Annotated in this window: 19 protein-coding genes and 1 pseudogene; 16 read left to right on the top strand and 4 right to left on the bottom strand. The window is 69.1% G+C overall.

Annotated elements, in window-relative coordinates:
- Positions 1-69 precede the first annotated feature (69 nt).
- The 8 genes and pseudogenes from rimP to LXT13_RS16750 all read left to right on the top strand — a co-directional run.
- Positions 70-561, top strand: a pseudogene (gene rimP / locus LXT13_RS16785) (ribosome maturation factor RimP); the annotation flags it as partial.
- A 140-nt stretch (positions 562-701) separates the two neighbouring features.
- Entirely contained in the window at positions 702-2,180 is a 1,479-nt protein-coding gene (nusA, locus tag LXT13_RS16780; protein WP_233373108.1) for a transcription termination factor NusA, read from the top strand.
- A 51-nt stretch (positions 2,181-2,231) separates the two neighbouring features.
- Positions 2,232-5,249 (top strand): translation initiation factor IF-2, encoded by a 3,018-nt coding sequence (gene infB / locus LXT13_RS16775; protein ID WP_233373107.1) that lies wholly within the window; start codon positions 2,232-2,234, stop codon positions 5,247-5,249.
- A 64-nt stretch (positions 5,250-5,313) separates the two neighbouring features.
- On the top strand, positions 5,314-5,697 hold the full coding sequence (rbfA, locus tag LXT13_RS16770) for a 30S ribosome-binding factor RbfA (RefSeq protein ID WP_233373106.1): 384 nt from the start codon (positions 5,314-5,316) through the stop codon (positions 5,695-5,697).
- Positions 5,690-6,646: a tRNA pseudouridine(55) synthase TruB gene (gene truB / locus LXT13_RS16765; RefSeq protein WP_233373105.1), complete on the top strand. Its 957-nt coding sequence runs from the start codon at positions 5,690-5,692 to the stop codon at positions 6,644-6,646. The genes rbfA and truB overlap by 8 nt, the downstream gene beginning before the upstream one ends.
- Before the next feature lie 45 nt (positions 6,647-6,691).
- Positions 6,692-8,515 (top strand): translational GTPase TypA, encoded by a 1,824-nt coding sequence (gene typA, locus LXT13_RS16760; RefSeq protein WP_233373104.1) that lies wholly within the window; start codon positions 6,692-6,694, stop codon positions 8,513-8,515.
- Positions 8,516-8,689: 174 nt separating this feature from the next.
- Positions 8,690-9,568 (top strand): DMT family transporter, encoded by an 879-nt coding sequence (locus LXT13_RS16755; RefSeq protein ID WP_233373103.1) that lies wholly within the window; start codon positions 8,690-8,692, stop codon positions 9,566-9,568.
- Positions 9,565-10,680: an enoyl-CoA hydratase/isomerase family protein gene (locus tag LXT13_RS16750; protein WP_233373102.1), complete on the top strand. Its 1,116-nt coding sequence runs from the start codon at positions 9,565-9,567 to the stop codon at positions 10,678-10,680. Before LXT13_RS16755 ends, LXT13_RS16750 begins: the two co-directional genes overlap by 4 nt.
- A 12-nt stretch (positions 10,681-10,692) precedes the next feature.
- On the opposite strand, the gene LXT13_RS16745 is transcribed toward LXT13_RS16750, so the two are convergent.
- Together LXT13_RS16745 and LXT13_RS16740 are read right to left on the bottom strand one after the other, a co-directional pair.
- Positions 10,693-11,208: a hypothetical protein gene (locus tag LXT13_RS16745; RefSeq protein WP_233373101.1), complete on the bottom strand. Its 516-nt coding sequence runs from the start codon at positions 11,206-11,208 to the stop codon at positions 10,693-10,695.
- Positions 11,205-11,801: a cysteine hydrolase family protein gene (locus LXT13_RS16740; protein WP_233373100.1), complete on the bottom strand. Its 597-nt coding sequence runs from the start codon at positions 11,799-11,801 to the stop codon at positions 11,205-11,207. The genes LXT13_RS16745 and LXT13_RS16740 overlap by 4 nt, the downstream gene beginning before the upstream one ends.
- A 144-nt stretch (positions 11,802-11,945) precedes the next feature.
- Between LXT13_RS16740 and dusA the strand changes: the two genes are divergently transcribed.
- From dusA to LXT13_RS16705, 7 genes are all read left to right on the top strand, one after another.
- Positions 11,946-12,956 (top strand): tRNA dihydrouridine(20/20a) synthase DusA, encoded by a 1,011-nt coding sequence (dusA, locus tag LXT13_RS16735; RefSeq protein WP_233373099.1) that lies wholly within the window; start codon positions 11,946-11,948, stop codon positions 12,954-12,956.
- Positions 12,953-13,531: a methylated-DNA--[protein]-cysteine S-methyltransferase gene (locus tag LXT13_RS16730; protein WP_233373098.1), complete on the top strand. Its 579-nt coding sequence runs from the start codon at positions 12,953-12,955 to the stop codon at positions 13,529-13,531. The genes dusA and LXT13_RS16730 overlap by 4 nt, the downstream gene beginning before the upstream one ends.
- 145 nt (positions 13,532-13,676) lie before the next feature.
- Positions 13,677-14,714, top strand: a complete 1,038-nt coding sequence (locus tag LXT13_RS16725; protein ID WP_233373097.1) for a CAP domain-containing protein — start codon at positions 13,677-13,679, stop codon at positions 14,712-14,714.
- Positions 14,715-14,762: 48 nt separating this feature from the next.
- On the top strand, positions 14,763-15,227 hold the full coding sequence (locus tag LXT13_RS16720; protein WP_233373096.1) for a CYTH domain-containing protein: 465 nt from the start codon (positions 14,763-14,765) through the stop codon (positions 15,225-15,227).
- A 122-nt stretch (positions 15,228-15,349) separates the two neighbouring features.
- Positions 15,350-15,856: a hypothetical protein gene (locus LXT13_RS16715; RefSeq protein ID WP_233373095.1), complete on the top strand. Its 507-nt coding sequence runs from the start codon at positions 15,350-15,352 to the stop codon at positions 15,854-15,856.
- A 112-nt stretch (positions 15,857-15,968) separates the two neighbouring features.
- A complete protein-coding gene (locus tag LXT13_RS16710; RefSeq protein ID WP_233373094.1) occupies positions 15,969-18,062 on the top strand; it encodes a TonB-dependent receptor in 2,094 nt (697 codons plus the stop codon).
- 53 nt (positions 18,063-18,115) lie between these two features.
- Positions 18,116-19,093, top strand: a complete 978-nt coding sequence (locus tag LXT13_RS16705) for a hypothetical protein (RefSeq protein WP_233373093.1) — start codon at positions 18,116-18,118, stop codon at positions 19,091-19,093.
- On the opposite strand, the gene LXT13_RS16700 is transcribed toward LXT13_RS16705, so the two are convergent.
- Complete coding sequence (locus LXT13_RS16700; RefSeq protein WP_233373092.1) at positions 19,071-20,060, bottom strand: recombination-associated protein RdgC; 990 nt, start codon at positions 20,058-20,060, stop codon at positions 19,071-19,073. The two genes, LXT13_RS16705 and LXT13_RS16700, sit on opposite strands and share 23 nt — an antisense overlap.
- Before the next feature lie 61 nt (positions 20,061-20,121).
- Positions 20,122-20,766 (bottom strand): DsbA family oxidoreductase, encoded by a 645-nt coding sequence (locus tag LXT13_RS16695; protein WP_419964681.1) that lies wholly within the window; start codon positions 20,764-20,766, stop codon positions 20,122-20,124.
- Positions 20,767-20,905: 139 nt separating this feature from the next.
- Between LXT13_RS16695 and LXT13_RS16690 the strand changes: the two genes are divergently transcribed.
- Positions 20,906-22,204: a hypothetical protein gene (locus LXT13_RS16690; protein WP_233373090.1), complete on the top strand. Its 1,299-nt coding sequence runs from the start codon at positions 20,906-20,908 to the stop codon at positions 22,202-22,204.
- Positions 22,205-22,208 lie beyond the last annotated feature (4 nt).

Genomic DNA, 22,208 nt, shown 5'->3' with positions numbered 1-22,208 from the left:
GGCGGATTCATCCAGCCCATTTTTTTTGCTTTTCGTTTTTCTTCCCTGAATCAGGAACGCGCATCCCGCATGAGTTGGCAAACCGCTGTGGAAACGACCGTGACCGGCCTCGGTTACGACCTCGTGGACTGCGAACGCAGTGCCGGCGGACTGCTGCGCGTGACGATCGACAAGCTGCCGGCCCAGGCCGATGCTGGCGAGTTGATCACGGTGGACGACTGCGAGAAGGTGACCCGCCAGCTGCAGTACGTACTGGAGGTCGAAGGCTTCGATTACGCCCGGCTCGAGGTGTCCTCGCCGGGGCTCGACCGGCCGCTGAGGAACGCAGCGCACTATGCGCGCTTCGTCGGCCAGGAAATCGACATCACGCTGAAGCTGTCGTTCCAAGGACGCAAGAAGTACCGCGGCGTGCTGGGCACGCAGCCGGACGTGGCCAGCGATCAGGCCTGGCGCATCGTGTTCGATGACGGTGCAGCCGAGCAGGCGCTGGACTTCACGCTGGAAGAGGTGCGCGACGCGCGTCTCGTGCCGGTGATCAGCTTCAAGGGCCGAGGCGGCGAACGTGCGCCGGACCGCAAGCCCGGCCAGCGGGGCGTGATCAAGCCCAAGAAGATGCCGAAGGCGGCGGCTCCCAAGAAACAAGCGGGCGAACCTCTCGAGGTGGCGCCCGGCCAAGACAAGGTTGACGGAGGTCTCAAGCAATGAACCGCGAAATGTTGATGCTGGTGGACGCGATCTCGCGCGAGAAGAGCGTGGAGCGCGATGTCGTGTTCGGTGCGGTCGAAGCCGCACTGGCCTCGGCCACCAAGAAGATTTACGGCGGTGAGGCCGACATTCGCGTCAGCGTGGACCGTGACTCCGGCGATTACGAGACTTTCCGCCGCTGGCACGTCGTCCCCAACGAGGCCGGCCTGCAGAACGCCGACGCCGAGATCCTGCTGTTCGAAGCCCAGGAGCAGATTCCCGACATCGAGGTGGACGACCACATCGAGGAACCGGTCGAGTCTGTGCCCATCGGCCGTATCGGTGCACAGGCTGCCAAGCAGGTCATCCTGCAGAAGATCCGTGACGCGGAGCGTGAGCAGTTGCTGAACGACTTCATGTCGCGCGGCGAGAAGATCTTCGTCGGTACCGTCAAGCGCCTGGACAAGGGCGACATCATTGTCGAGAGCGGTCGCGTGGAAGGCCGCCTGAAGCGCAGCGAGATGATCTCGAAAGAGAACCTGCGCACCGGCGACCGCGTGCGTGCCGTCATCCTCGGCGTGGACCCGACGCAGCGCGGCCCGCAGATCATGCTGTCGCGTTCCTCGCCCGAGTTCATGAAGGAACTCTTCGCGCAGGAAGTGCCTGAGATCGAGCAGGGCCTGCTGGAGATCAAGAGCTGCGCCCGCGACAGCGGCTCGCGCGCCAAGATCGCCGTCGTCAGCCATGACCGCCGCGTCGACCCGATCGGCACTTGCGTAGGTGTGCGCGGTTCGCGTGTCAACGGGGTGACGAACGAGCTCGCCGGCGAGCGTGTGGACATCGTGCTGTGGAGCGAGGACCCGGCGCAGTTTGTCATCGGCGCGCTGGCCCCGGCGAACGTGCAGTCCATCGTGGTCGATGAAGAGCGGCACGCGATGGACGTGGTGGTCGACGAGGAGAACCTCGCGATCGCCATCGGCCGTGGCGGACAGAACGTGCGCTTGGCCTCCGAGCTGACCGGCTGGCGCATCAACATCATGTCGGCTGAGGAATCGGCGGCCAAGCAGGAGCAGGAAACCGAAGGCATCCGCAAACTCTTCGTCGAGAAACTCGACGTGGACGCTGAGGTGGCCGACATCCTGATCGCCGAAGGCTTCACCAGCCTGGAAGAAGTCGCCTACGTGCCGATGCAGGAAATGCTCGAGATCGAGGCCTTCGACGAGGACACCGTCACCGAGCTGCGCACCCGTGCGAAGGATGCGCTGCTGACGATGGAAATCGCCAAGGAAGAGAAGGTCGAGGAGGTCTCGCAAGACCTGCGCGACCTGGAAGGCATCTCGCCCGAACTGCTCGCCAAGCTCGCAGCAGGCGGTATTAACACCCGCGACGACCTGGCCGACCTGGCCGTGGACGAGCTGGTCGACCTGTCCGGCCTGGACGAAGCGGCTGCGCGCGCGCTGATCATGAAGGCCCGCGAACACTGGTTCAACGACTGATCCGCATTGAACGCCGCGCCGCACCGAAAGCAATTTGAAGGACCCCCACCCATGGCCGTGACTACCGTCGCCCAATTCGCTGCCGAGCTGAACAAGCCGGCCGGCACGCTGCTGGAGCAGCTGCAAGCCGCGGGCGTCAAGAAGTCTTCCATTGACGACTCGCTGAGCGAGACCGACAAGGAACGCCTGCTCGACCACCTGCGCTCCACCCACGGCACCGCAGGCACCGAGCGGAAGAAGATCACCCTCGTCAAGAAGTCGACCACCGAGATCAAGCAGGCCGATGCCTCTGGCAAGGCCCGCACCATCCAGGTCGAAGTGCGCAAGAAGCGCACCTTCGTCAAGCGTGACGATGCCTCTGACGAGGCGTCTGCCGGCCCCGATGACGCCGAGCTGCGCCGTCGCGAAGAAGAGGCCCAGGCCCAGGCGGAGGCCCTGCGTGTGCAGGAACAAGAACTTGCAGCCAAGGTGAAGGCCCGCGAGGAGGCCGAGCGCGCAGCCCGCGAAGCCGCGGCCGCGAAGGCCGCTGCCGAAGCAGCTGCTGCCGAAGCAGCAGCCCGCGCCGCCGCCGAGGCCGCCGCCGCTGAAGCCGCCGCCCAGGCTCAGCAGGCCGCGCAGGCCAAGGCCGAAAGCAAGGCGGACGAGCAGGCCGAGACGCGTGCCCGCAGCGCCGCCGCTGCCGCCGCCGAAGCCGCCGCGATCAACAAGGCTGCCGCTGCCAAGCGGACCGCGAAGTCCGCCCCGGCGCCTGAGCCTGTGGCTGCGCCGGCGCCCGCGCCGACCCCTGTGCCAGAAGCCGCCGCGCCGGCGCCCGTTGTCGAGCCGCCCAAGCCGGCGCTGCGCGTCGTCAAGGCCGTCGATGCCGCTGCCGAAGAGAAGCAGAAGCAAGACGACCTGGCCCGCCGCCGCAAGGCCGCCGAGGATGAGGCTGCCAAGATCCGCGCGATGATGAACGCGCCGAAGAAGGTGCTCGTCGCGGCCAAGAAGGAAGAACCCAAGCCGGCCGAAGGCGCGGGCATCAAGGGCACCATCCACAAGAAGGCCGGGGCTCCGACGCCGGCCGCTGCCGCACCGGCCGGTGCGGGCGCCAAGCCGGGCGACAAGAAGTCGGTCAAGTCCGAGAAGCTGTCGTCCAGCTGGGCCGACGATGCCGCCAAGAAGCGTGGCATCAAGACCGTCGGCGCTGGCCCTGCCGGCGCTGGTCGTCCGGGCGGCGGCAACTGGCGTGCGCCGGCCCGCGGCGGCCGCGGTGGTCGTGGTGGCCGCGATGAAGGCGGCTCCACCTTCACGCCGCCGGCCGAGCAGCAGGTTATCGAGGTCCATGTCCCCGAGACGATCTCGGTGGCTGACCTGGCCCACAAGATGTCGGTCAAGGCTGCCGAGGTCATCAAGCAGCTGATGAAGCTGGGCCAGATGGTCACCATCAATCAGCAGCTGGACCAGGAAACGGCCATGATCGTGGTCGAGGAAATGGGCCACAAGGCGATGGCCGCCAAGTTGGATGACCCGGACGCCTTCCTGGAAGAAGAGGGCGCCAGCGCCGAGCAGCAGCACGAAGCGCTGCCGCGTGCGCCGGTCGTCACCGTGATGGGCCACGTCGACCACGGCAAGACCTCGCTGCTGGACTACATCCGCCGCTCGCGTGTTGCGGCTGGCGAAGCTGGCGGTATCACGCAGCATATCGGCGCCTACCACGTGGAAACCCCGCGCGGCATGATCACCTTCCTGGACACCCCGGGTCACGCGGCCTTCACGGCGATGCGGGCTCGCGGTGCCAAGGCAACCGACATCGTGATCCTGGTCTGTGCAGCCGATGACGGCGTCATGCCGCAGACCAAGGAAGCCATCCACCACGCGAAGGCCGCTGGCGTGCCCATCGTGGTCGCGATGACCAAGATCGACAAGCCCGACGCCAACATCGAGCGGGTGAAGAGCGAGCTGGTTGGCGAAGAGGTCGTACCGGAAGATTTCGGCGGTGATTCGCCCTTCATCGGCGTGTCGTCCAAGACCGGCCAGGGCGTCGACGAGCTGCTGGAGCAGGTGCTGCTGCAGGCCGAGGTGCTGGAGCTGAAGTCGCCGGTGGAATCCATGGCCAAGGGCTTGGTCATCGAAGCCAAGCTGGACAAGGGCCGCGGCCCGGTCGCCACCGTCCTGGTGCAGAGCGGCACGCTCAAGCGCGGCGACGTCGTGCTGGCCGGCTCGACCTACGGCCGCGTGCGCGCCATGCTCGACGAGGACGGCAAGGCAAGCACCGAGGCTGGCCCGTCCATCCCGGTGGAGATCCAGGGCCTGACTGAAGTGCCGCAGGCCGGTGACGAGTTCATGGTGCTGTCCGACGAGCGCCGCGCCCGCGAGGTTGCGACCTTCCGCCAGGGCAAGTACCGTGACGTCAAGCTGGCCAAGCAGCAGGCCGCCAAGCTCGAGAACATGTTCGACAACATGGGCGAAGGCCAGGCACAGGTGCTGCCGCTCATCGTCAAGGCCGACGTGCAGGGCTCGCAGGAAGCGCTCGCCGCTTCGCTGCTCAAGCTCAGCAACGCCGAGGTCAAGGTGCAGATCGTCCACGCAGCGGTCGGCGGCATCAGCGAGAGCGACGTCAACCTGGCCATCGCGTCCAAGGCCGTCATCATCGGCTTCAACGTGCGGGCCGATGCCGGCGCGCGCAAGCTGGCCGAGGGCAATGCTGTCGATCTGCGTTACTACAGCATCATCTACGACGCTGTGGACGACGTGACGAAGGCGATGTCCGGCATGCTGGCGCCCGAGCAGCGCGAAGAAGCACTGGGCACGGCCGAGATCCGCGTCGTGTTCGTCGCCTCCAAGATCGGCACGGTGGCCGGCTCCATGGTCACCAGCGGCCTGGTCCGCCGTGGCGCGCGCTTCCGCCTGCTGCGCGACAACACCGTCATCTACACGGGTGAGGTGGAATCGGTGCGGCGCGAGAAGGATGACGTGCGCGAGGTCAAGGAAGGCTTCGAGTGCGGTATCAAGCTCAAGAACTACAGCGACATCAAGGAAGGTGATCAGCTCGAGTTCTTCGAAATCAAGGAAGTGGCCCGCACGCTGTAACGCTTCACTCTGAAGGTGAACCCCGCCCCTCGGGGCGGGGTTTGTTCTTTCAGGAGATCGCACCATGAAACACAAACGCGCCATCCCCAATCGCAGCTTCCGCGTCGCCGACCAGATCCAGCGTGATCTGGCCGAGCTCATCCGCGAGCTGAAGGACCCGCGCATCGGCATGGCCACGATCAGCGCGGTCGAGGTCACGCCCGACTACGCCCACGCCAAGGTGTTCTTCTCGGTGTTGATCGGCGACCCTGCCGAGACGCAGGAGGCGCTGAATGAGGCTGCCGGCTTCCTGCGCAACGGCCTGTTCAAGCGACTGCAGATCCACACCGTGCCGACGCTGCACTTTCAGTTCGATCGCACGACCGAGCGTGCGGCTGAGATGAGCGCGCTGATCAGCAGGGCCAACGCCACGCGGGCGGCGGACGAGGGCGAGGAACCGAATGACTGAGGTCGTCGCCGCGGCCCGCCCGCCCCGCCAACGCATCCAGCGCCGCCCGCTGCACGGCGTGCTGTTGCTCGACAAGCCGCTGGGCCTGTCGAGCAACGACGCGCTGCAGAAGGCCAAGTGGCTGCTGCGTGCGGAGAAGGCCGGCCATACCGGCACGCTTGATCCCCTGGCCACGGGCCTGTTGCCGCTGTGCTTCGGCGCGGCGACCAAGTTCAGCCAGCTGAGCCTGGATGCCGACAAGCGTTATCTCGCGACGCTCGCGCTGGGCATCCGCACGACGACGGGCGATGCAGAAGGGCAGGTGCTGGAGCGCCGCGATCCCGACGGCATCACGGCCGAGCAGATCGCCGCGGCCTGCGGCGCCTTCACCGGCGAGATCGACCAGATGCCGCCGATGTACTCGGCGCTCAAGCACGAAGGCAAGGCGCTGTACGAATACGCCCGCGAGGGCATCGAGATCGAGCGCAAGAGCCGCCGCGTGACGATTCACGCCATCGACATCGTCGCGATGCACGCTGGCACCGTGACGCTGGACGTTCGCTGCACCAAGGGCACCTACATCCGCACGCTGGCCGAGGACATCGGCGCGGCGCTGGGCTGTGGTGCCTCGCTCGCGGCGCTGCGGCGCACCGGGTCCGGCGCGCTGACGCTGGAGGGCAGCGTCACGCTCGCGCAGATCGAGGCGTTGCCGGACGAGCAGCGTGCCGGCCTGCTGACCTCGCCCGACCGCCTGCTGCTGGATACGCCGGAGCTGCGCCTGAACATGGCAGATGCCGTGCGCTTCCTGTCCGGCCTTCGACGCCGCGTGGAGGCGCCGGACGCCGAGCGCGTGCGCGTCTACGGCCCCGAGCCGCGCGCCTTCCTCGGCAGCGCCCACATCACCGCCGGCGAACTCATTCCCGATCGCCTGCTGACACCGCCTGAAGTGCAGGCGATCCTCGCCGCCTGACGCACCGCCAAGGCTGACCGTACACGTTCCACCCCGAGAAGTCCCATGACCACCCCGATCCGCAACATCGCCATCATTGCCCACGTCGACCACGGCAAGACCACCATGGTCGACCAGCTGCTGCGCCAGAGCGGCACGTTCGCCGACCACGAGAAGGTCGTCGATACCGTCATGGACAGCAACGCCATCGAGCGCGAGCGGGGCATCACCATCCTGGCCAAGAACTGTGCGGTCAGCTGGGGCGGCACGCACATCAACATCGTCGACACGCCCGGACACGCGGACTTCGGCGGTGAAGTGGAGCGAGCGCTGTCGATGGTCGACGGCGTGGTGCTGCTGATCGATGCGCAGGAAGGCCCGATGCCGCAGACGCGCTTCGTCACGAAAAAGGCGCTGGCGCTGGGCCTCAAGCCCATCGTCGTCGTCAACAAAGTGGACAAGCCGGGAGCCAAGCCCGACGCGGTCATCAATGCCGCCTTCGACCTGTTTGCCAACCTCGGTGCCACTGACGAGCAGCTGGACTTCCCGGTCGTTTACGCCTCCGGCATCAACGGCTGGACCTCGCTGACCGAAGGTGCCCCCGGCGAACAGTGGGGCCCCGACATGTCGGCCCTGTTCGACACGGTGCTGAAGCATGTGCCGGCCCAGTCCGGCGATGCCAAGGCACCGCTGCAGCTGCAGATCTCGGCGCTGGACTTCTCCACCTTTGTCGGCCGCATCGGCGTGGGTCGCATCAGCCAGGGCACGATCAAGCCCGGCATGCAGGTCGCCGTCATGGAAGGCCCGGACGGCAAGTCCGTCAATGGCCGCATCAACCAGGTGCTGACCTTCCACGGCCTGGATCGCGTGCAGGTCACGGAAGCCGGCCCTGGCAACATCGTGCTGATCAACGGCATTGAGGAGATCGGCATCGGCGTGACCGTGACCGACCCGGCCAACCCGACGCCGCTGCCCATGCTGAAGGTGGACGAGCCGACGCTGACGATGAACTTCTGCGTCAACACCAGTCCGCTGGCCGGTCGTGAAGGCAAGTACGTCACCAGCCGCCAGATCTGGGACCGTCTGCAGAAGGAACTGCAGCACAACGTGGCGCTGCGCGTCTCCGAGACCGACGAGGACGGCGTCTTCGAGGTCTGCGGCCGCGGTGAACTGCACCTGACCATCCTGCTGGAAAACATGCGTCGTGAAGGCTACGAGCTGGCCGTCTCCAAGCCGCGCGTGATGTTCAAGGACATCGACGGCGTGAAGAGCGAGCCTATGGAGCTGGTGACCGCCGACGTTGAAGAAACCCACCAGGGCGGCGTCATGCAGGCGTTGGGCCTGCGCAAGGGCGAGATGCTGAACATGGAGCCGGACGGCAACGGTCGCGTGCGCCTGGAGTACCGCATCCCCGCGCGTGGCCTGATCGGCTTCGCCAACGAGTTCATGAACCTGACGCGCGGTTCGGGCCTGATCTCGTCCATCTTCGACGGCTACGAGCCGCACAAGGGTGAGATCGGTGGCCGCAAGAACGGCGTGCTGATCTCCATGGACGACGGCGAGATCTTCACCTACGCGCTGGGCAAGCTGGACGACCGCGGCCGCATGTTCGTCAAGCCCAACGACCCGGTCTACGAAGGCATGATCGTCGGCATCCACAACCGCGACAACGACCTCGTCGTCAACGCCACGCGCACCAAGCAGCTGACCAACTTCCGCGTCAGCGGCAAGGAAGACGCGATCAAGGTCACGCCGCCGATCGACCTGACGCTGGAGTACGGCGTGGACTTCATCGATGACGACGAGCTGGTCGAGATCACGCCCAAGAGCGTGCGCCTGCGCAAGCGCTTCCTGACCGAAAACGAAAGAAAGCGTGCGTCGCGAGCTTGAGCTCGCAACGCATGCCGGCGCGGCACCCTGTGCTCCCCTTGCCGGGCGCTGGAGGTCCCGTCCTTCGCTGGGCATGAACCGTCGTCAGGACTGCTCATGTCCGGGCTCAGCCCCCTCCAAGAGGGGCGCCCTCGCCAGTTGATTGCCCGCGCCCCTTTTCAGGGGCGCTCGTTCATGAGTCACCGGTCTGCCGTCTTGCTGATGCTGCTGGTCACGCTGATGTGGAGTTCGGCGGGCGTTGTCACGCGGCAGCTGGAGGCGGCGCGCGGGTTCGAGATCACGTTCTGGCGCAGCGCCTTCAACGCGGCGGCGTTGGTCGTCCTGCTCGGCGCCATACGGGGTCGGGCGCTGTGGCCGGCCTTGCGCGGCGTGGCCGTGTGGGCATCGGGCGTCTGCTGGGCTGTCATGTTCACCGCCTTCATGGTGGCGCTATCGCTGACGACGGTCGCCAACGTGTTGGTCACGATGTCCCTCGGGCCGCTCCTGACGGCGCTGTTCGCGCGCGCCTTCCTGCGCCAGCACATTCCCCGGCGCACCTGGGCCGCCATCGTCGTGGCCGGCATCGGCATTGCGTGGATGTTCGGCCAGCAGGCCGGTGCTGGCGGTCGCCTGGCGGGTGTGATCGTGGCGCTGGGCGTACCGCTGGCTGCCGCCACCAACTGGTGTCTGCTGCAGAAGGTGGGGCAGGGCGCCGGTCAGGACATGCTGCCGGCCGTGCTGCTCGGCGCGTTGATGTCGGCCGGCGCCACGCTGCCGCCGGCCTGGCCGCTGCAGGCCGGCGCGCACGACCTGGTCCTGCTGGCGCTGCTGGGCGTCTTCCAGCTCGCCATCCCGTGCCTGCTGGCCGTGCGGCTCGCCCGCGAGCTGCCCAGCCATGAAATCGCGCTGCTGGGCCAGTCCGAGACGCTGCTGGGCGTCTTGTGGGCGTGGGCCTTTGCGGGCGAACACCCAGGAGACGCGGCGCTGATTGGCGGTAGCCTTGTGCTCGCCGCGCTGGTCGCCAACGAGGCCCTGGCTCCTTCCTCCCGTGACACCGCCCTGAAAAACGCATGACCGACCTGATCCCGACGCTCCAGTCCGACGGCCAGATCCTGGCCCACGTCAACGGCTGCCTGGGCCTCATCACGCTAAACCGGCCGCAGGCGCTGAACGCCTTGTCGCTGCCGATGATCCGCGACATGACGGCGTTGCTGCGCCACTGGGCCGGCCAGCCGGAAATCCAGGCCGTCGCCGTGTTGGGCGCAAGTCGCGACGGCAAACCGGCGGCCTTCTGCGCGGGCGGCGACATCCGCTTCTTCCACCAGGCGGCCCTCGCTGGCGACTCGGCGCTGGGCGAGTTCTTCACCGAGGAATATCGCCTCAACCACCTCATCCACCACTACCCCAAGCCCTATGTCGCTCTGATGGACGGCATCGTCATGGGGGGCGGCATGGGTATCAGCCAGGGCGCCAAGCTGCGCGTGCTCAACGAGAACTCCAGGCTCGCGATGCCGGAGACGGGCATTGGCCTGTTCCCCGACGTCGGCGGTGGCTGGTTCCTCGGGCAGTGCCCGGGCCATGTGGGAGAGTGGCTGGCTCTGACCGGCCAGGCCATCGCCGTCGGCGACGCGCTGGAGTGGGGACTCGGCGACGTGTACGTGCGCGCCGAGCAGTGGCCCGCCCTCGTGGACGACCTGCGCCACGGCAGCCAGCCGAGCGCCGAGCACGTCGTGGCGACTGTCATGGAGCGTGCCGACCTCGCGCCGGCGTCTGCGCCGAAGGCCACGCTGGACCGCATCGATCGCCACTTCGGCCAGGCCAGCCTGTCGGCCATCCTGGCGTCGCTGGCCGCGGCGGAGGACGACTGGGCGCGCGAGGCCCACGAGACGCTGCTCAAGCGCTCGCCGCTGATGCTGTGCGTCACGCTGGAGTTGGTGCGCCGCGCGCGCGGGCTCAGCCTGGCGGACGACCTTCGCCTAGAGCGCGACCTGGTGCATCACGCCTTTCATCTGCGGGGCGCCGCCCGCAGCGAGACGGTGGAAGGCATCCGGGCGTTGGCCGTTGACAAGGACCATGCGCCGCGCTGGCATCCGCCCACGCTGGCCGACGTGGACCCGGCCGAGGTGGCCGCCTTCTTCGCGAGCCCGTGGCCGGCCGGCGAGCATCCGCTAAGCGATCTCGCCTGAATTCTTGGTCGTTTAGTCGTCGCCGTCGAGCAGCTGTTGGGGCTGCGGCGCCAGCCGCCATCCATCGGCGTCGCGGCTGAAGATCCAGTAGCGGTCGAAGCAGCCAGCGGGCCAATGGTCCGGCGCGGCGGCGCCAACCAGCGCCTGCGCAATGCGGCACAGGCCGCGGTGATCCCACGCGACAAGCGTCACCCCTTCGTCCGTTGCGAGCGCCTGTGTCAGCGCAGGCTCCTGGCCGCAGGTGAAGCTCTGGTTCAGCGGCAGGCCCAGCCACCGGGCCAACGGTTGCAGCGTGCTGACGGCGCGCCGGCTGGGGTGCTCGGCGGTCGGACGGCTCGCATAGAGCGCCCTCGGAACGCCCAGGCTGCCGCCCCCCGGTGCGAAAAAGCGCGCCAGTGCCCCGGCGCGCTGCCAGCCGCGCACGCTCAGGTCGTCGTCATTGGGCCTGCCGCTTGCATCCACCCCGCCAACGGTCCCGTCGGCTGATGGCTTCTCGGCGTGGCGCAGCAGGATGATCTTCGTCGTCATCGGGCGCGGAGTGGCTGCCGGGCGGCAGGGAGAATGTCGGCTTTCAACGCGTCATGCATCCATGCGAGCGCAAGTTCGTGCTTCTCGGGCGACTCTGCCGCCGTGCAGTCCGCCGGGATCCACAGCCTGTAGCCGCGCACGAAGGCGTCCATCGCGGTGCACATCACGCAGTAGTCCGTGGCGAGCCCGGCGATGACCAGTTGCCGTGTGCCAAGCTGCTCCAGCAGCAGCTCCAGCGGTGTCGCGTGGAAGCCGGAATGGCGGGGCTTCAGCACGGTGAGGTCGTCGGCCCCAGGGGAGAGCTGACGCACCAGCTGTGCGGCGGGGCCGCGCTGGCGTCGGCAGTGCTGGACAAGGGTTCGGAAGTCGGATCGCCATTGGCCAAAGTTGTCGTTGACGTAGATCGTGCGCTCGCCCGCGACATCGAAGCGCTGCTTCAGCGCGGCTGCCGCACGCGCCGCCGCCAGCGCGTGCGGCGCCAGATCGTCGGCGCCGATGAAGCTCATCGGGTTGATGAAGTCCACCAGCAGCAACACGCGGCGCGAGTGTGGCAGCGGCTCCTGCTGACCGCCGGTCGTCACGTATCGGCGCATGGCAAATGGGGCAGGAGTGGCGAAGGGGAGGTAGGCATTGCAGTGGCTCGGAGGCGTCTCGGCATGGGGCCTTCGCGGAGCAAACGCGGTTCCCGCAGCCCCGGCAGGCACAATCCGCTACTTGGCAGTGGGTTGACCGTCCGGATGGATTCCAAGCAAGAACAGCAGCCGGGCACCGGCTTTTCCCCCTGGCGCCTGAGCGTGGCGCCCATGATGGACTGGACCGATCGCCATTGCCGGTACTTTCACCGCCTTATCACCCGCCACGCGCTGCTCTATACCGAGATGGTGACGACCGGCGCGCTGCTGCACGGCGACCAGCCCCGGCACCTGGACTTCAACGCCGAGGAGCATCCCGTCGCGCTGCAGCTGGGCGGCAGCGAGCCGGAGGACCTGGCCGCCTGTGCCCGGCTCGCCGAGCGCTGGGGCTATGACGAGGTCAACCTGAACTGCGGCTGCCCCAGCGAGCGCGTGCAGCGCGGCGCGTTCGGCGCCTGCCTGATGTCCGAGCCGCAGTTGGTGGCCGACTGCGTAAAGGCCATGCGCGACGCGACGGCGTTGCCCGTCACCGTCAAGCACCGCATCGGCATCGACAGGATCGAGAGCTACGAATTCGTGCGCGATTTCGTCGGCACGGTGGCGTCTGCCGGTTGCGAGGTCTTCATCGTCCACGCCCGCAATGCTTGGTTGCAAGGCCTGTCTCCGAAGGAGAACCGTGAAATCCCCCCGCTGCGCTACGACGTCGTGGCGCAGCTCAAGCGCGACTTCCCGCGCCTCACGATCGCCATCAACGGCGGCCTCAAGACGCTCGATGAGATCGCTGCACAGCTGCTGAAGGTGGACGGCGTCATGATCGGCCGTGAGGCCTACCACGAGCCCTGGAGCATGGCGCAGTGGGACTCGCGCTTCTTCGGTGCCGGTGACCCCGCCACGAGCCGCGACGACGTGGAGGCCCGCTGGTTGGACTACCTGGACCGCGTGCACGCCAGTGGCCGGTCGTGGGCGTACGCGATGCGCCATGCGCTGGGGCTGTGGAACGGCACGCCCGGTGCGCGGCGCTGGCGCCAGGTGTGGAGCGACCACCGGCTCAAGACCCTGCCGCCGCGCGAAGTGGCTGCACAGGCGACGGCGGCGCGGCGAGGGCAGGGCGGTTGAGCCCTCGCGCGCCGGTGTGGTTCGCCGTGTTCGACACGGCCCTCGGCGCCTGTGGCATCGCGTGGCGTGGTGATGCGGCGCAGGGGATCGCCGGCTCCCAGCTGCCGGCCGGCGACGTGGCGGCACTGCGGGCGCTGATGCAGCAGCGCTTCGGCGATGCGCATGAGGCGCCACCGCCCGAGCCGGTGCAGCGTGCCATCGCCGCCGTGCAGCGGCTGCTGGCCGGTGAAACGCCTGACCACCGCGAGCTGCTCGACATCCCGCTCGACGACCGGCGCCTGCCCGACTTCGACCGGCGGGTGCTGTGGCTGACGCGCACGATCCCGGTCGGCCGGACGCGCACCTACGGCGAGATCGCCGCGGCCTTGGGCCAGCCCGGCGGGGCCCGGGCGGTGGGGCGCGCGGCGGGCCACAACCCCTTCCCGCCCATCGTGCCCTGCCACCGCGTCATGGGCGCGGGCGGTGCACCGACGGGCTTCTCGGCGCCGGGAGGGCTGGAGACGAAGCGCCGCCTGCTGCTCATCGAGGCCCGTTCGGCCGGCCAACTGGCGGGTGACCAGCAAGCGCTCTTCTGAGGGACGCCGCTCCGCGCAAAACCGGCGCTGTCCTACAAGACGAGCGAGCGGTTGCCGACCCTGCTGCCGGACGCGCCCTTCTCCAATGGAACTGCCGGGCGCTGTGCCGGTGCATGTCTGGTCGATACCCGGCCGCGGAGTTTGCATGTTCCTCATCCGACGCCAGCCGGGCGTTTCGTTCTGTGCGCTGTTGATGACCCTCTTGCTGACCGCGTGCGGTGGTGGCAGCGGTGGTGCCGCCGTCGGGACCGCGCCGCCTCCTACGGAGCCGGCGGCCTCCGGCGTCGTTGCGCCGCCCAGCACGCCGTCGTCCGGCGTGCCCGAGCCCACGCCCGATCCGACGACGGGCTGCACCGGCGACGATGCATCGTCGGTACGAACCAACGTCTTCCTGCTGCTGAATCTAGTGCGAACGACCGTGGGCCTGTCGCCGTTCGTGCGGGACACCGCGCTGGACACGGCCGCCCAGGCCCATGCCCGCTACAGCGCGACCAACAACCACGCTGGGCAGGATGAACAGCCCGATCGCCCGTGCTTCACCGGCGCGACGCTCGCCGAGCGCCTGGCCGGTGCAGGCGTGACGGTGCCCGACCAGGCGAACGTCCGTGTGCGCAGCGAGGTCATGCTGGGTTATGACGTGCCGGCCAATGCAGAGCTGCCGCCCTGGGATGCCGTCAACTACATGCTGCACAGCCTGTACGGCCGCGTCTTCCTGTTGGACGCGCGCATGCGGGATCTCGGCGTGGGCGGCTCGGGACTGCCCGGCTCGGCCAAGCGGACGCTGGTGCTGGACGCCGCGCTGCTGGCCGACACGCCGCCGACCCCGGCTGCGACTTACGCCTTCTGGCCGCGCGACGGCGCCACGAGCCTGCCGGCGCAGATGCAGCGCTCGGACATGAAGCCGCTGGAAGCTGGCGTCGTGGAGGGCTACCCGGCCTCGATCCACGCGGCGGCGCCCGTGCAGGTGAGCCGCTTCGTCATGACGCGCGCCACCGATGGCGGGGCCGTCGACGCGACGCTGATCACCGCGGCCAACGACCGCAACGGCGTGCTCGACAGCGGCGAAGCCGCGCTGGTGCCGAATGCGCCGCTGGCGGCGGGCACGACCTACCGCGTGGAGCTCGACGCGACGTTGGCTGACCAGCCGCTGCACCTGGCCTGGTCGTTCACCACCGCGCCTTGACCTCTGAGGCACACTGCGCGCCCCGCACCGTGCAGTGAGCGACAGCAGATGGGCATCGAGATCGAACGCAAATTCCTCGTCCGCAACGACGAGTGGCGGCAGGCGGCTGCCAGTGCCACGCGTTTCAGCCAGGGCTACCTCAGCCGAGACCCCGCGCGGACCGTGCGCGTGCGCATCGCCGGCGAGGCGGGCTGGCTGACCATCAAGGGCCGCACGCGGGGCGCCACGCGCGCCGAGTTCGAGTATCCGATCCCGCTGGCCGATGCCGCCGAGCTGCTGGGTCTGTGCGACGGGCCGGTCGTGGAGAAGGTGCGCCACCTGTGCGTCGTGGATGGCATGACCTGGGAGGTGGACGAGTTCGTCGGCGCGAACGCCGGGCTGGTGCTGGCCGAGATCGAGCTGGCGTCCGAGCAGCAGGCGTTCACCCATCCGCAATGGCTGGGCGAGGACGTCACCGGCGACGGGCGGTACGTCAACGCCAACCTCGCCGTGCGGCCGTTCACGAGCTGGTGATCGCACGTCAGCGTGCGTCCAGACGCGGCCGGGCTGCGTAGAAGCTGCAGCTGCTGTCACACGCAGGCAACCGCAGCGCCCGACGATGCGCCCCGGCCTGCTGCCCTCACGTCGCCAAACCCGTGCCACCCGTCCTGTTGATCCTCCTGCGCCGAACGCGCACCAGCCTGCTTGTGCTGCTGCTGGTCGTGCTGCCGCTGCAAAGCATCGTGCAGCTCGTGGCGGGCATCCACGGGCATCGCCACGTGCACACTGCGGCGGCCTCGCGGGCTGACGTGTTCACCCGCCTGGCCCAGCCGCTACGCGCCGTGCTGGACCGGCTGCACGCCGCGCAGGACGCGCGGCTGCAGGCGCCTGCGCCCGCCTGGGTGGCGAGCCGCGGGCCGGCCGCCGGGCTGCATCAGCATGGCGGCGTCTACCACCGGCACACGGCGGACACGACGGACGCCGTTGATCTGAGCGACGGCGGTGACGACGCGGCGCATGAGCCCGGCGTGACCGCCTTCCTGGCTTGGCTGCCCGGCGCGCTGGCCGTGGATGTCGCGCCACGGGGGGGCCGGCCCGCCGCGCCGCTGCAGCACTGGCGCGATCGCGTCGTCGCGCCGCTGCTCGCACCACCCCGCGGCTGAGCGACCGCCCGGCGGCCCGCCGCCGATCCTTCGCGCCATCACTTGCCTTGGCCTGTCCGCCCGTGACGGCCAGTGCCTGCGCCTGCGCGCAGGCCGAACCACGAGACCTTCCATGTCCAAGATCCCTTCGCGGCCGACGCTGTTTGCCGCCGCGTGCCTATCGCTGGCCACTTCGGCCGCGCCTGCCGAGCCTGACACCGAGGCCGTCGCCACGCCGCTAGAACGCGTGGAGGTGAGCGGCCGCCACTACGACAACGCCGTCGGCAGCGCCGATGCGGCGTCCCAGGGCGTCATCCGCGCCGAGCTGCTGAAGAGCCGCCCAGCGCTACGGCCCGGCGAGGTGCTGGAGTTCGTGCCCGGCGTCATCGTCACGCAGCACTCGGGCGACGGCAAGGCCAACCAGTACTTCCTGCGCGGCTTCAACCTGGATCACGGCACCGACTTCGCCACCTCCGTCGACGGCATACCGGTCAACATGCCTACGCACGGTCACGGCCAAGGCTACTCGGACCTGAACTTCCTGATCCCCGAGCTGGTCGACCGCATCGAGTACCGCAAGGGCCCGTACTTCGCCCGCAACGGCGACTTCTCGGCGGCCGGCTCGGCCGACATCGCTTATCGCCGCACGCTGGACGAAAACTTCGTCGCGTTGACGCTGGGGCAGCGGCAGTTCCAGCGCTTCGTCGGCGGCGCGTCCACCGCAGTGGGCGGCGGGCTGACCCTGCTCGGCGCCATCGAGGCCCAGCACAACGACGGTCCGTGGAGGCAGCCCGAGCACCTACGCAAGAGCAACGGCGTGCTGACGCTGTCGGCCGGCACACGGGCCGAAGGCTGGAGCGCCAGCCTGATGGCCTATGACGCCCGGTGGAATTCGACGGACCAGGTGCCCGAGCGATTGATCCACGCCGGCACCGTCGACGGCCGGCCGTTCGGCCGCTTCGATGCCATCGATCCGAGCGACGGCGGCCAGACGCGCCGCACCAGCCTGTCCGGCGAATGGCACCGTGACAGCGATGCTGGCGCGACGCGCGTGGCGGCCTACGCGATGAGTTACCGGCTCCAGCTCTTCAGCAACTTCACGTATGCGATGGAGCGGCCGGAGGATGGCGACCAGTTCTCGCAGCAGGACCGTCGCAACGTCTACGGCCTGAACGCCAGCCATGCCGTCGACCACCGGCTGGGCGACCTGCCCGCGCGCAGCGAGTTCGGCGTGCAGCTGCGCCAGGACCGCATCCGCGTGGGGCTGTTCGACACCGTCGAGCGGCACATCACCGCGACGACGCGCGACGACGACGTGCGCGAGTCGCTGGCCGGCGTGTACGGTCAGACGACGGTGGAGCTGACGCCCTGGCTGCGCAGCATCGTCGGCCTGCGCGCCGACCAGGCGCAGTTCCGCGTCGACAGCCTGACGAACGCGGCCAACTCGGGCCGGGTGTCGGCTCACCTCTACTCGCCCAAGTTCGCGCTCATCGTCGGCCCGTGGGCGAAGACCGAGTTGTTCCTCAACGCCGGCCGCGGCTTCCACAGCAACGATGCGCGGGGCGCCACGGCCCGCATCGACCCGAGGACCGGCGAGGCCGTCGACCATGTGCCCGGCCTCGTCGCCGCGCGGGGCCTGGAGCTGGGCGCGCGCACGGAGTGGGTGCCCGGCCTGCAGTCGTCGCTGGCGCTGTGGACGCTCGACTTTGACTCCGAGCTGGTCTACGTCGGGGATGCCGGCGCAACCGAGGCCAACCGACCGAGCCGGCGGCGCGGCATCGAGTGGAACAACCGCTACGTGCCGGTGCCGTGGCTGCTGGTCGACGCCGACCTGGCCTGGACGCACGCGCGCTTCAAGGGCGCCGATCCGGCCGGCAGTCGAATCCCAAACGCGGTCGACAAGGTCGCCTCCGTCGCCGTCACGCTGCGCGACCTCGGGTCCTGGTCGGCCAGCTTGCAGTGGCGCTATCTCGGCTCGGGCGCGCTCATCGAGGACAACAGCGTGCGGTCGCGCCCGTCGCTGACGACCAACCTGCGCGTGGCCCGCAAGCTGTGGCGCCAGGCGGAGCTGACGATGGACGTCTTCAACCTGGCCGACCGCAAGGTCAACGACATCGAGTACTTCTACGAATCGCAGCTGCCCGGTGAGGTCGCGCCGGTGGCCGACAGGCATGTTCACCCCGCCGAGCCGCGCACCGTGCGGGTGACGCTGAAGCTGGGCTTCTGACGGGCCGCCGCGCCCCGTGCAGCGGGGCGTGGCCAGTTGCTGGAGGATTCATCGTGAATCTCGTCGATACCATGGACGCGGTCGAGGCCGGGCGTCGCCTCGGCCACGACCTGCACCGCCTGTGCCGCATCCCGCCGCAGCCGTGCTGGCCGCCGGCCGTGCGAGAGGGCTTCGAAGCCGCTGCCGCGAGCCGGGCCGCGCGCCCGCGGCAGGACGACCGGTTCGTGCGCAAGTGGCTGCAGCTGCGGCTGGGGGCGCTGGTGCGCGGCCGGGCCGTTGCCGCCGACGTGACCGTCGACCTGCTGCACCGGCTGGATGTCAGCCATTGCCCGGTCACCCGCGAGCCGCTGACGTACGGCACACGCCTGGGCCGTGATGCATCGGTCGATCGCCTCAACAACGACGGTGCCTATGCCGCGTCCAACTTGGCGATGCTGTCGGCCCGCGTCAACCGCATCAAGGGCGGTCGCAGCTTCGACGAGGTGCTCGCGCTGTCGCGGCGTGCCGAGCCCACGTCCAGCCTGGCGCCGGTCGAATGGCTGCGGCTGGCCGTGCTGATGCTTGGCCCGGCCCATGCCACGCAGCCGCAGGCTGCGCCAGCGCTGCCGTTGTGTGCGCCGCTGCCTGCTACGTCAGTGCGCACGGCACTGCAGCAGGTGCAGCGGCTGCTGACCGTCACCGCCGGTCCCGCGGCCTCGCGAAATCGGCTGTTGCGTGGCTTGCTGCCCGCCTGCGGCAGCGTGGCGGCCGAGGCACGGCTGAAGCTGCTGGCCGATGCCGTCCACCTGGGCCTGAAGCGCCTGGCGCCCGGGCAACCCTGCTGGGACGTCTGGCTGCAGCCTGGGCTCATGACGGCGCTACTGGCGTGGCGGGACGCGCTCACCGAGCGCGCCTGGGCGCACACCTCGTGGACGGCGGGCCAACTGGCCGGCGGGCAGCCGGTCAGCCGGCGCGAGCTCGCGCCCTGGCAGCTGGCGACGCGGGGCTATTGGCCCGCCGCCGCCCCCCTCACCAGGGCGGCGACTCGCTGAAGGCTTCTTCGGCTGCGGGTGCGGCCTGTTCCCCGGCGGCCGGCAGGGCTGCCGGCGTCGTGCCCGCGGCGGCGAAGTCATGCTCGCCGCCCAGCCCCTCGATCAGCGCCGGCACCAGCCGGCCCAGTTCGCCGGTGGCCAGCGCGAGGTCGGCGTCGAAGGCCTCGTCGCCGCTGGCTTCCGGTCGGCCCTCGAAGGCCAGGTCCAGGAAGCTGATCTTCTTGATCGTGAAGCCCTCGGTCAGTGTGAAGGCCACGCGTTCTCGCCAGCTCAGCGCCAGCCGCGTGGGCATCTTGCCGCTGGTCAGGTGGGCGCGGACCTCGTCGATGTCCAGCGCATGGCGGGCGTAGCGCACGACGGGCTTCTGGTCGTCGCTGCCTTTGAGCTCGCATTCACGCTCGATCTGGAAGCCCTCCGGCGTCACGCCGTCCATAAGCCAGGCGGCCATGACGGCGGCGGGGCTCTCGGCCGTCTGCACCAGCTGCAGTGACAGCCCGGGGCTGGCCTGGATCAGCAGCGTGACGACCTCGTCGGCCCGGGCGCTGGAGCCGGCGTCGACGAACAGCAGTCGGTCCTTCGGTGCGATCCACACTTGCGTGGCCGAGGTCTTCGTGAAGGCGCGCGGCAGCAGCTCGTGCTGGGCCTGCTCCTTCAGGTCCTTGCGGGCCTTCTTGCCGGGCTTGCGGCCGGTCGTTTCCTCGATGTGCTCGGCCAGCTCGTCGACACGCTCCTGCACGACGGAGGAGGGCAGCAGCCGCGCCTCGCGCTTGAGCTTGATGAGCCAGTGGCCATCGACGACCTCGACGAGCGGCGCGTGCTCGATGCCGCGCGGCGGCGCCCAGCCCACGGCTAGCGGCTGCGTGGGCTCGCAGCGCAGGAAGGTTTCCTTGGCCAACTGCTCGGCCAGCTGGTGGGCGTCGGCCGTCCAGCCCTCGCCGATGCGGTAAATGATCAGGTTCTTGAACATGTTGTCAGGCAAAACAGGAAGCCCGCCAGCGGCGGGCTTCGGGAGGTTGGGCGGGATTGTCTCAGGATGGCTCGGCCAGCACCTGCCGCAGCAACTGCTCGAACACCTCGACCGACTGGCCGCCCTGGATCAGGTGGCGCTGGTTCACGACGATGGCCGGTACGCTGTGGATGCCCTGGGCCTGCACCTGGGCCTCGGCGTCCCGCACTTCCGCCTGGTAGCGGTCGGTGGCCAGCAGTTGGCGAGCCTGGGCCTCAGGCAGCCCGGAAGCCGTGGCGATGTCCAGCAGAACGGCGGGGTCGGACACGTTGCGGCCGTCCGTGAAGTAGGCCTTCAGCAACGCTCCTTTCAGCGCCCGCTGCAGCGGCGCGCCGAAGGACTCGCCGGCCCAGTGCAGCAGGCGATGTGCGTCGAGGGTGTTGTAGATGCGGCTGCGGGCCTCCATGCGGAATTCGAACCCCAGCGCCGCACCGCGTTCGCGGATGGCCTGGCGCGTGCCGGCCAACTGGGCCACGTTGGCGCCGTACTTCTGCGCCAGGTGTTCCTCGATGTCCTGGCCTTCCGGTCCCATGTCCGGGTTCAGCTCGAAGGGGTGGAAGTGCAGGTCCAGCACCAGCCCGGGGATGCGGGCGGCGGCGGCTTCCAGGGAATGCAGCCCGATGGCGCACCACGGGCAGACGACGTCGGAGATGAAATCAATTCGCATGTGCGGCATTTTCACGGCCTCAAGGCGAGGTCGGCGCGGGGTCGGGTGGGCAAGCGTGACGCTGTTGCCGGGGAGGGCGGTCTGCCGCGGCCCAAGCCCGGGCCGGCGCCCAATAATGATGCAGCAGTCCCCCTCCGTCATGGCTTTCACCGATTCCCGATGCTTCCGTTCGTGGTCCCGCCACTCGCTCGTCGGCCTGGCCGCCGCGGCATTGGCCGGGCTTGCGCCTGCTGAAGAGGCCGCCGGCCCCGAGGGCGGGCTGCGATTCAGCGGCTTCGGCAGCCTGGGTGTCACGCACACTAGCGCGCCGGCGGGGTGGGGCTTTCGCCGCGAGCTGACCCAGCCGGGCCGCGATGAGACGTGGAGCGCCGATGTCGACAGCCGCCTGGGCCTGCAGCTGAACTACAGCCTCGGCAGCCGTTTCGAGCTGGTCGCCCAAGTCATCGGCAAGCGGCGGGCGCTGTATGCCAGGGACGGCGATGCACTGGAGTGGGCCTATGCCGCCTGGCGTCCCGATGCCCACTGGACGCTGCGCCTGGGGCGCGTCAATCTCGACACTTTCCTGATGGCCGACTACCGCAACGTGGGCTATGGCTTCACCGCCGCGCGCCCACCGGTGGAGTTGTACGGCATGCTGCCCACTGCGCTGGACGGCGCGGACGTGGGGCGCAGCTGGCTGGACGGCGACACGCAGTGGCGCGTCAAGCTCATGGCCGGCACCGCATCCATCGGTGACCCGCAGACCACCGTACCCAGCCGCGTGCGCCGCCTGTTCGGCGCGATGCTCTCGCGCGATGAGGGCGGGCTGCTGCTGCGGGGCAGCGCCGCGCGCACTCGCATCGACATCGATCTGTCCGGCGCCCAGCCTATCGTCGAGGGGCTGAACCAACTGGCTGTGCTGCCGATCCCGGCGGTCGCCAACCAAGCCCGCCAGCTCAGCGCCCGGCTGGGAACGGCCGGGATCTGGACGACGTTCCTGGAGCTGGGCGTACGCCAGGAGCTGGCCGACTGGCAGTGGAGCGTCGAGGCCGTGCATATCGATGCCGCGCCGCTCATCAAGCAGTCGTCCGTCTATGCCACGGTGGGCCGGCACCTGGGCGACTGGACGCCGTTCATCGGCTACGGCCGCACCCGCGACGGCATGCCAGTGCAGCCGGAGCCGGCCTGGCTTCCGCTGCTGTCGCCGCTACTCGGCCCGTCAGCAGCCGCGCAGGCACAGTCGGTGGCCGCGGCCGTCGTGGCCAATGTGAACGGCACACGCGTGCAGCAGGCCGGCTGGTCTGTCGGCCTGCGCTGGGACTTCCATCCGCAGGCTGCGTTGAAGCTGCAGTGGGACCGCATGCATATCGGCCAGGCCGGCTCGGGCCTATGGACGCGGGCCAGCGGCCAGCCGTCGGCCGCGCGCGTCGCGACGGCAGTCGTGGACTTCATGTTCTGACGCC

The sequence above is a fragment of the Pelomonas cellulosilytica genome (assembly GCF_021353265.1).
Classification (GTDB): domain Bacteria; phylum Pseudomonadota; class Gammaproteobacteria; order Burkholderiales; family Burkholderiaceae_C; genus Pelomonas; species Pelomonas cellulosilytica.
This window is presented reverse-complemented; position numbering and strand designations above follow the sequence as displayed.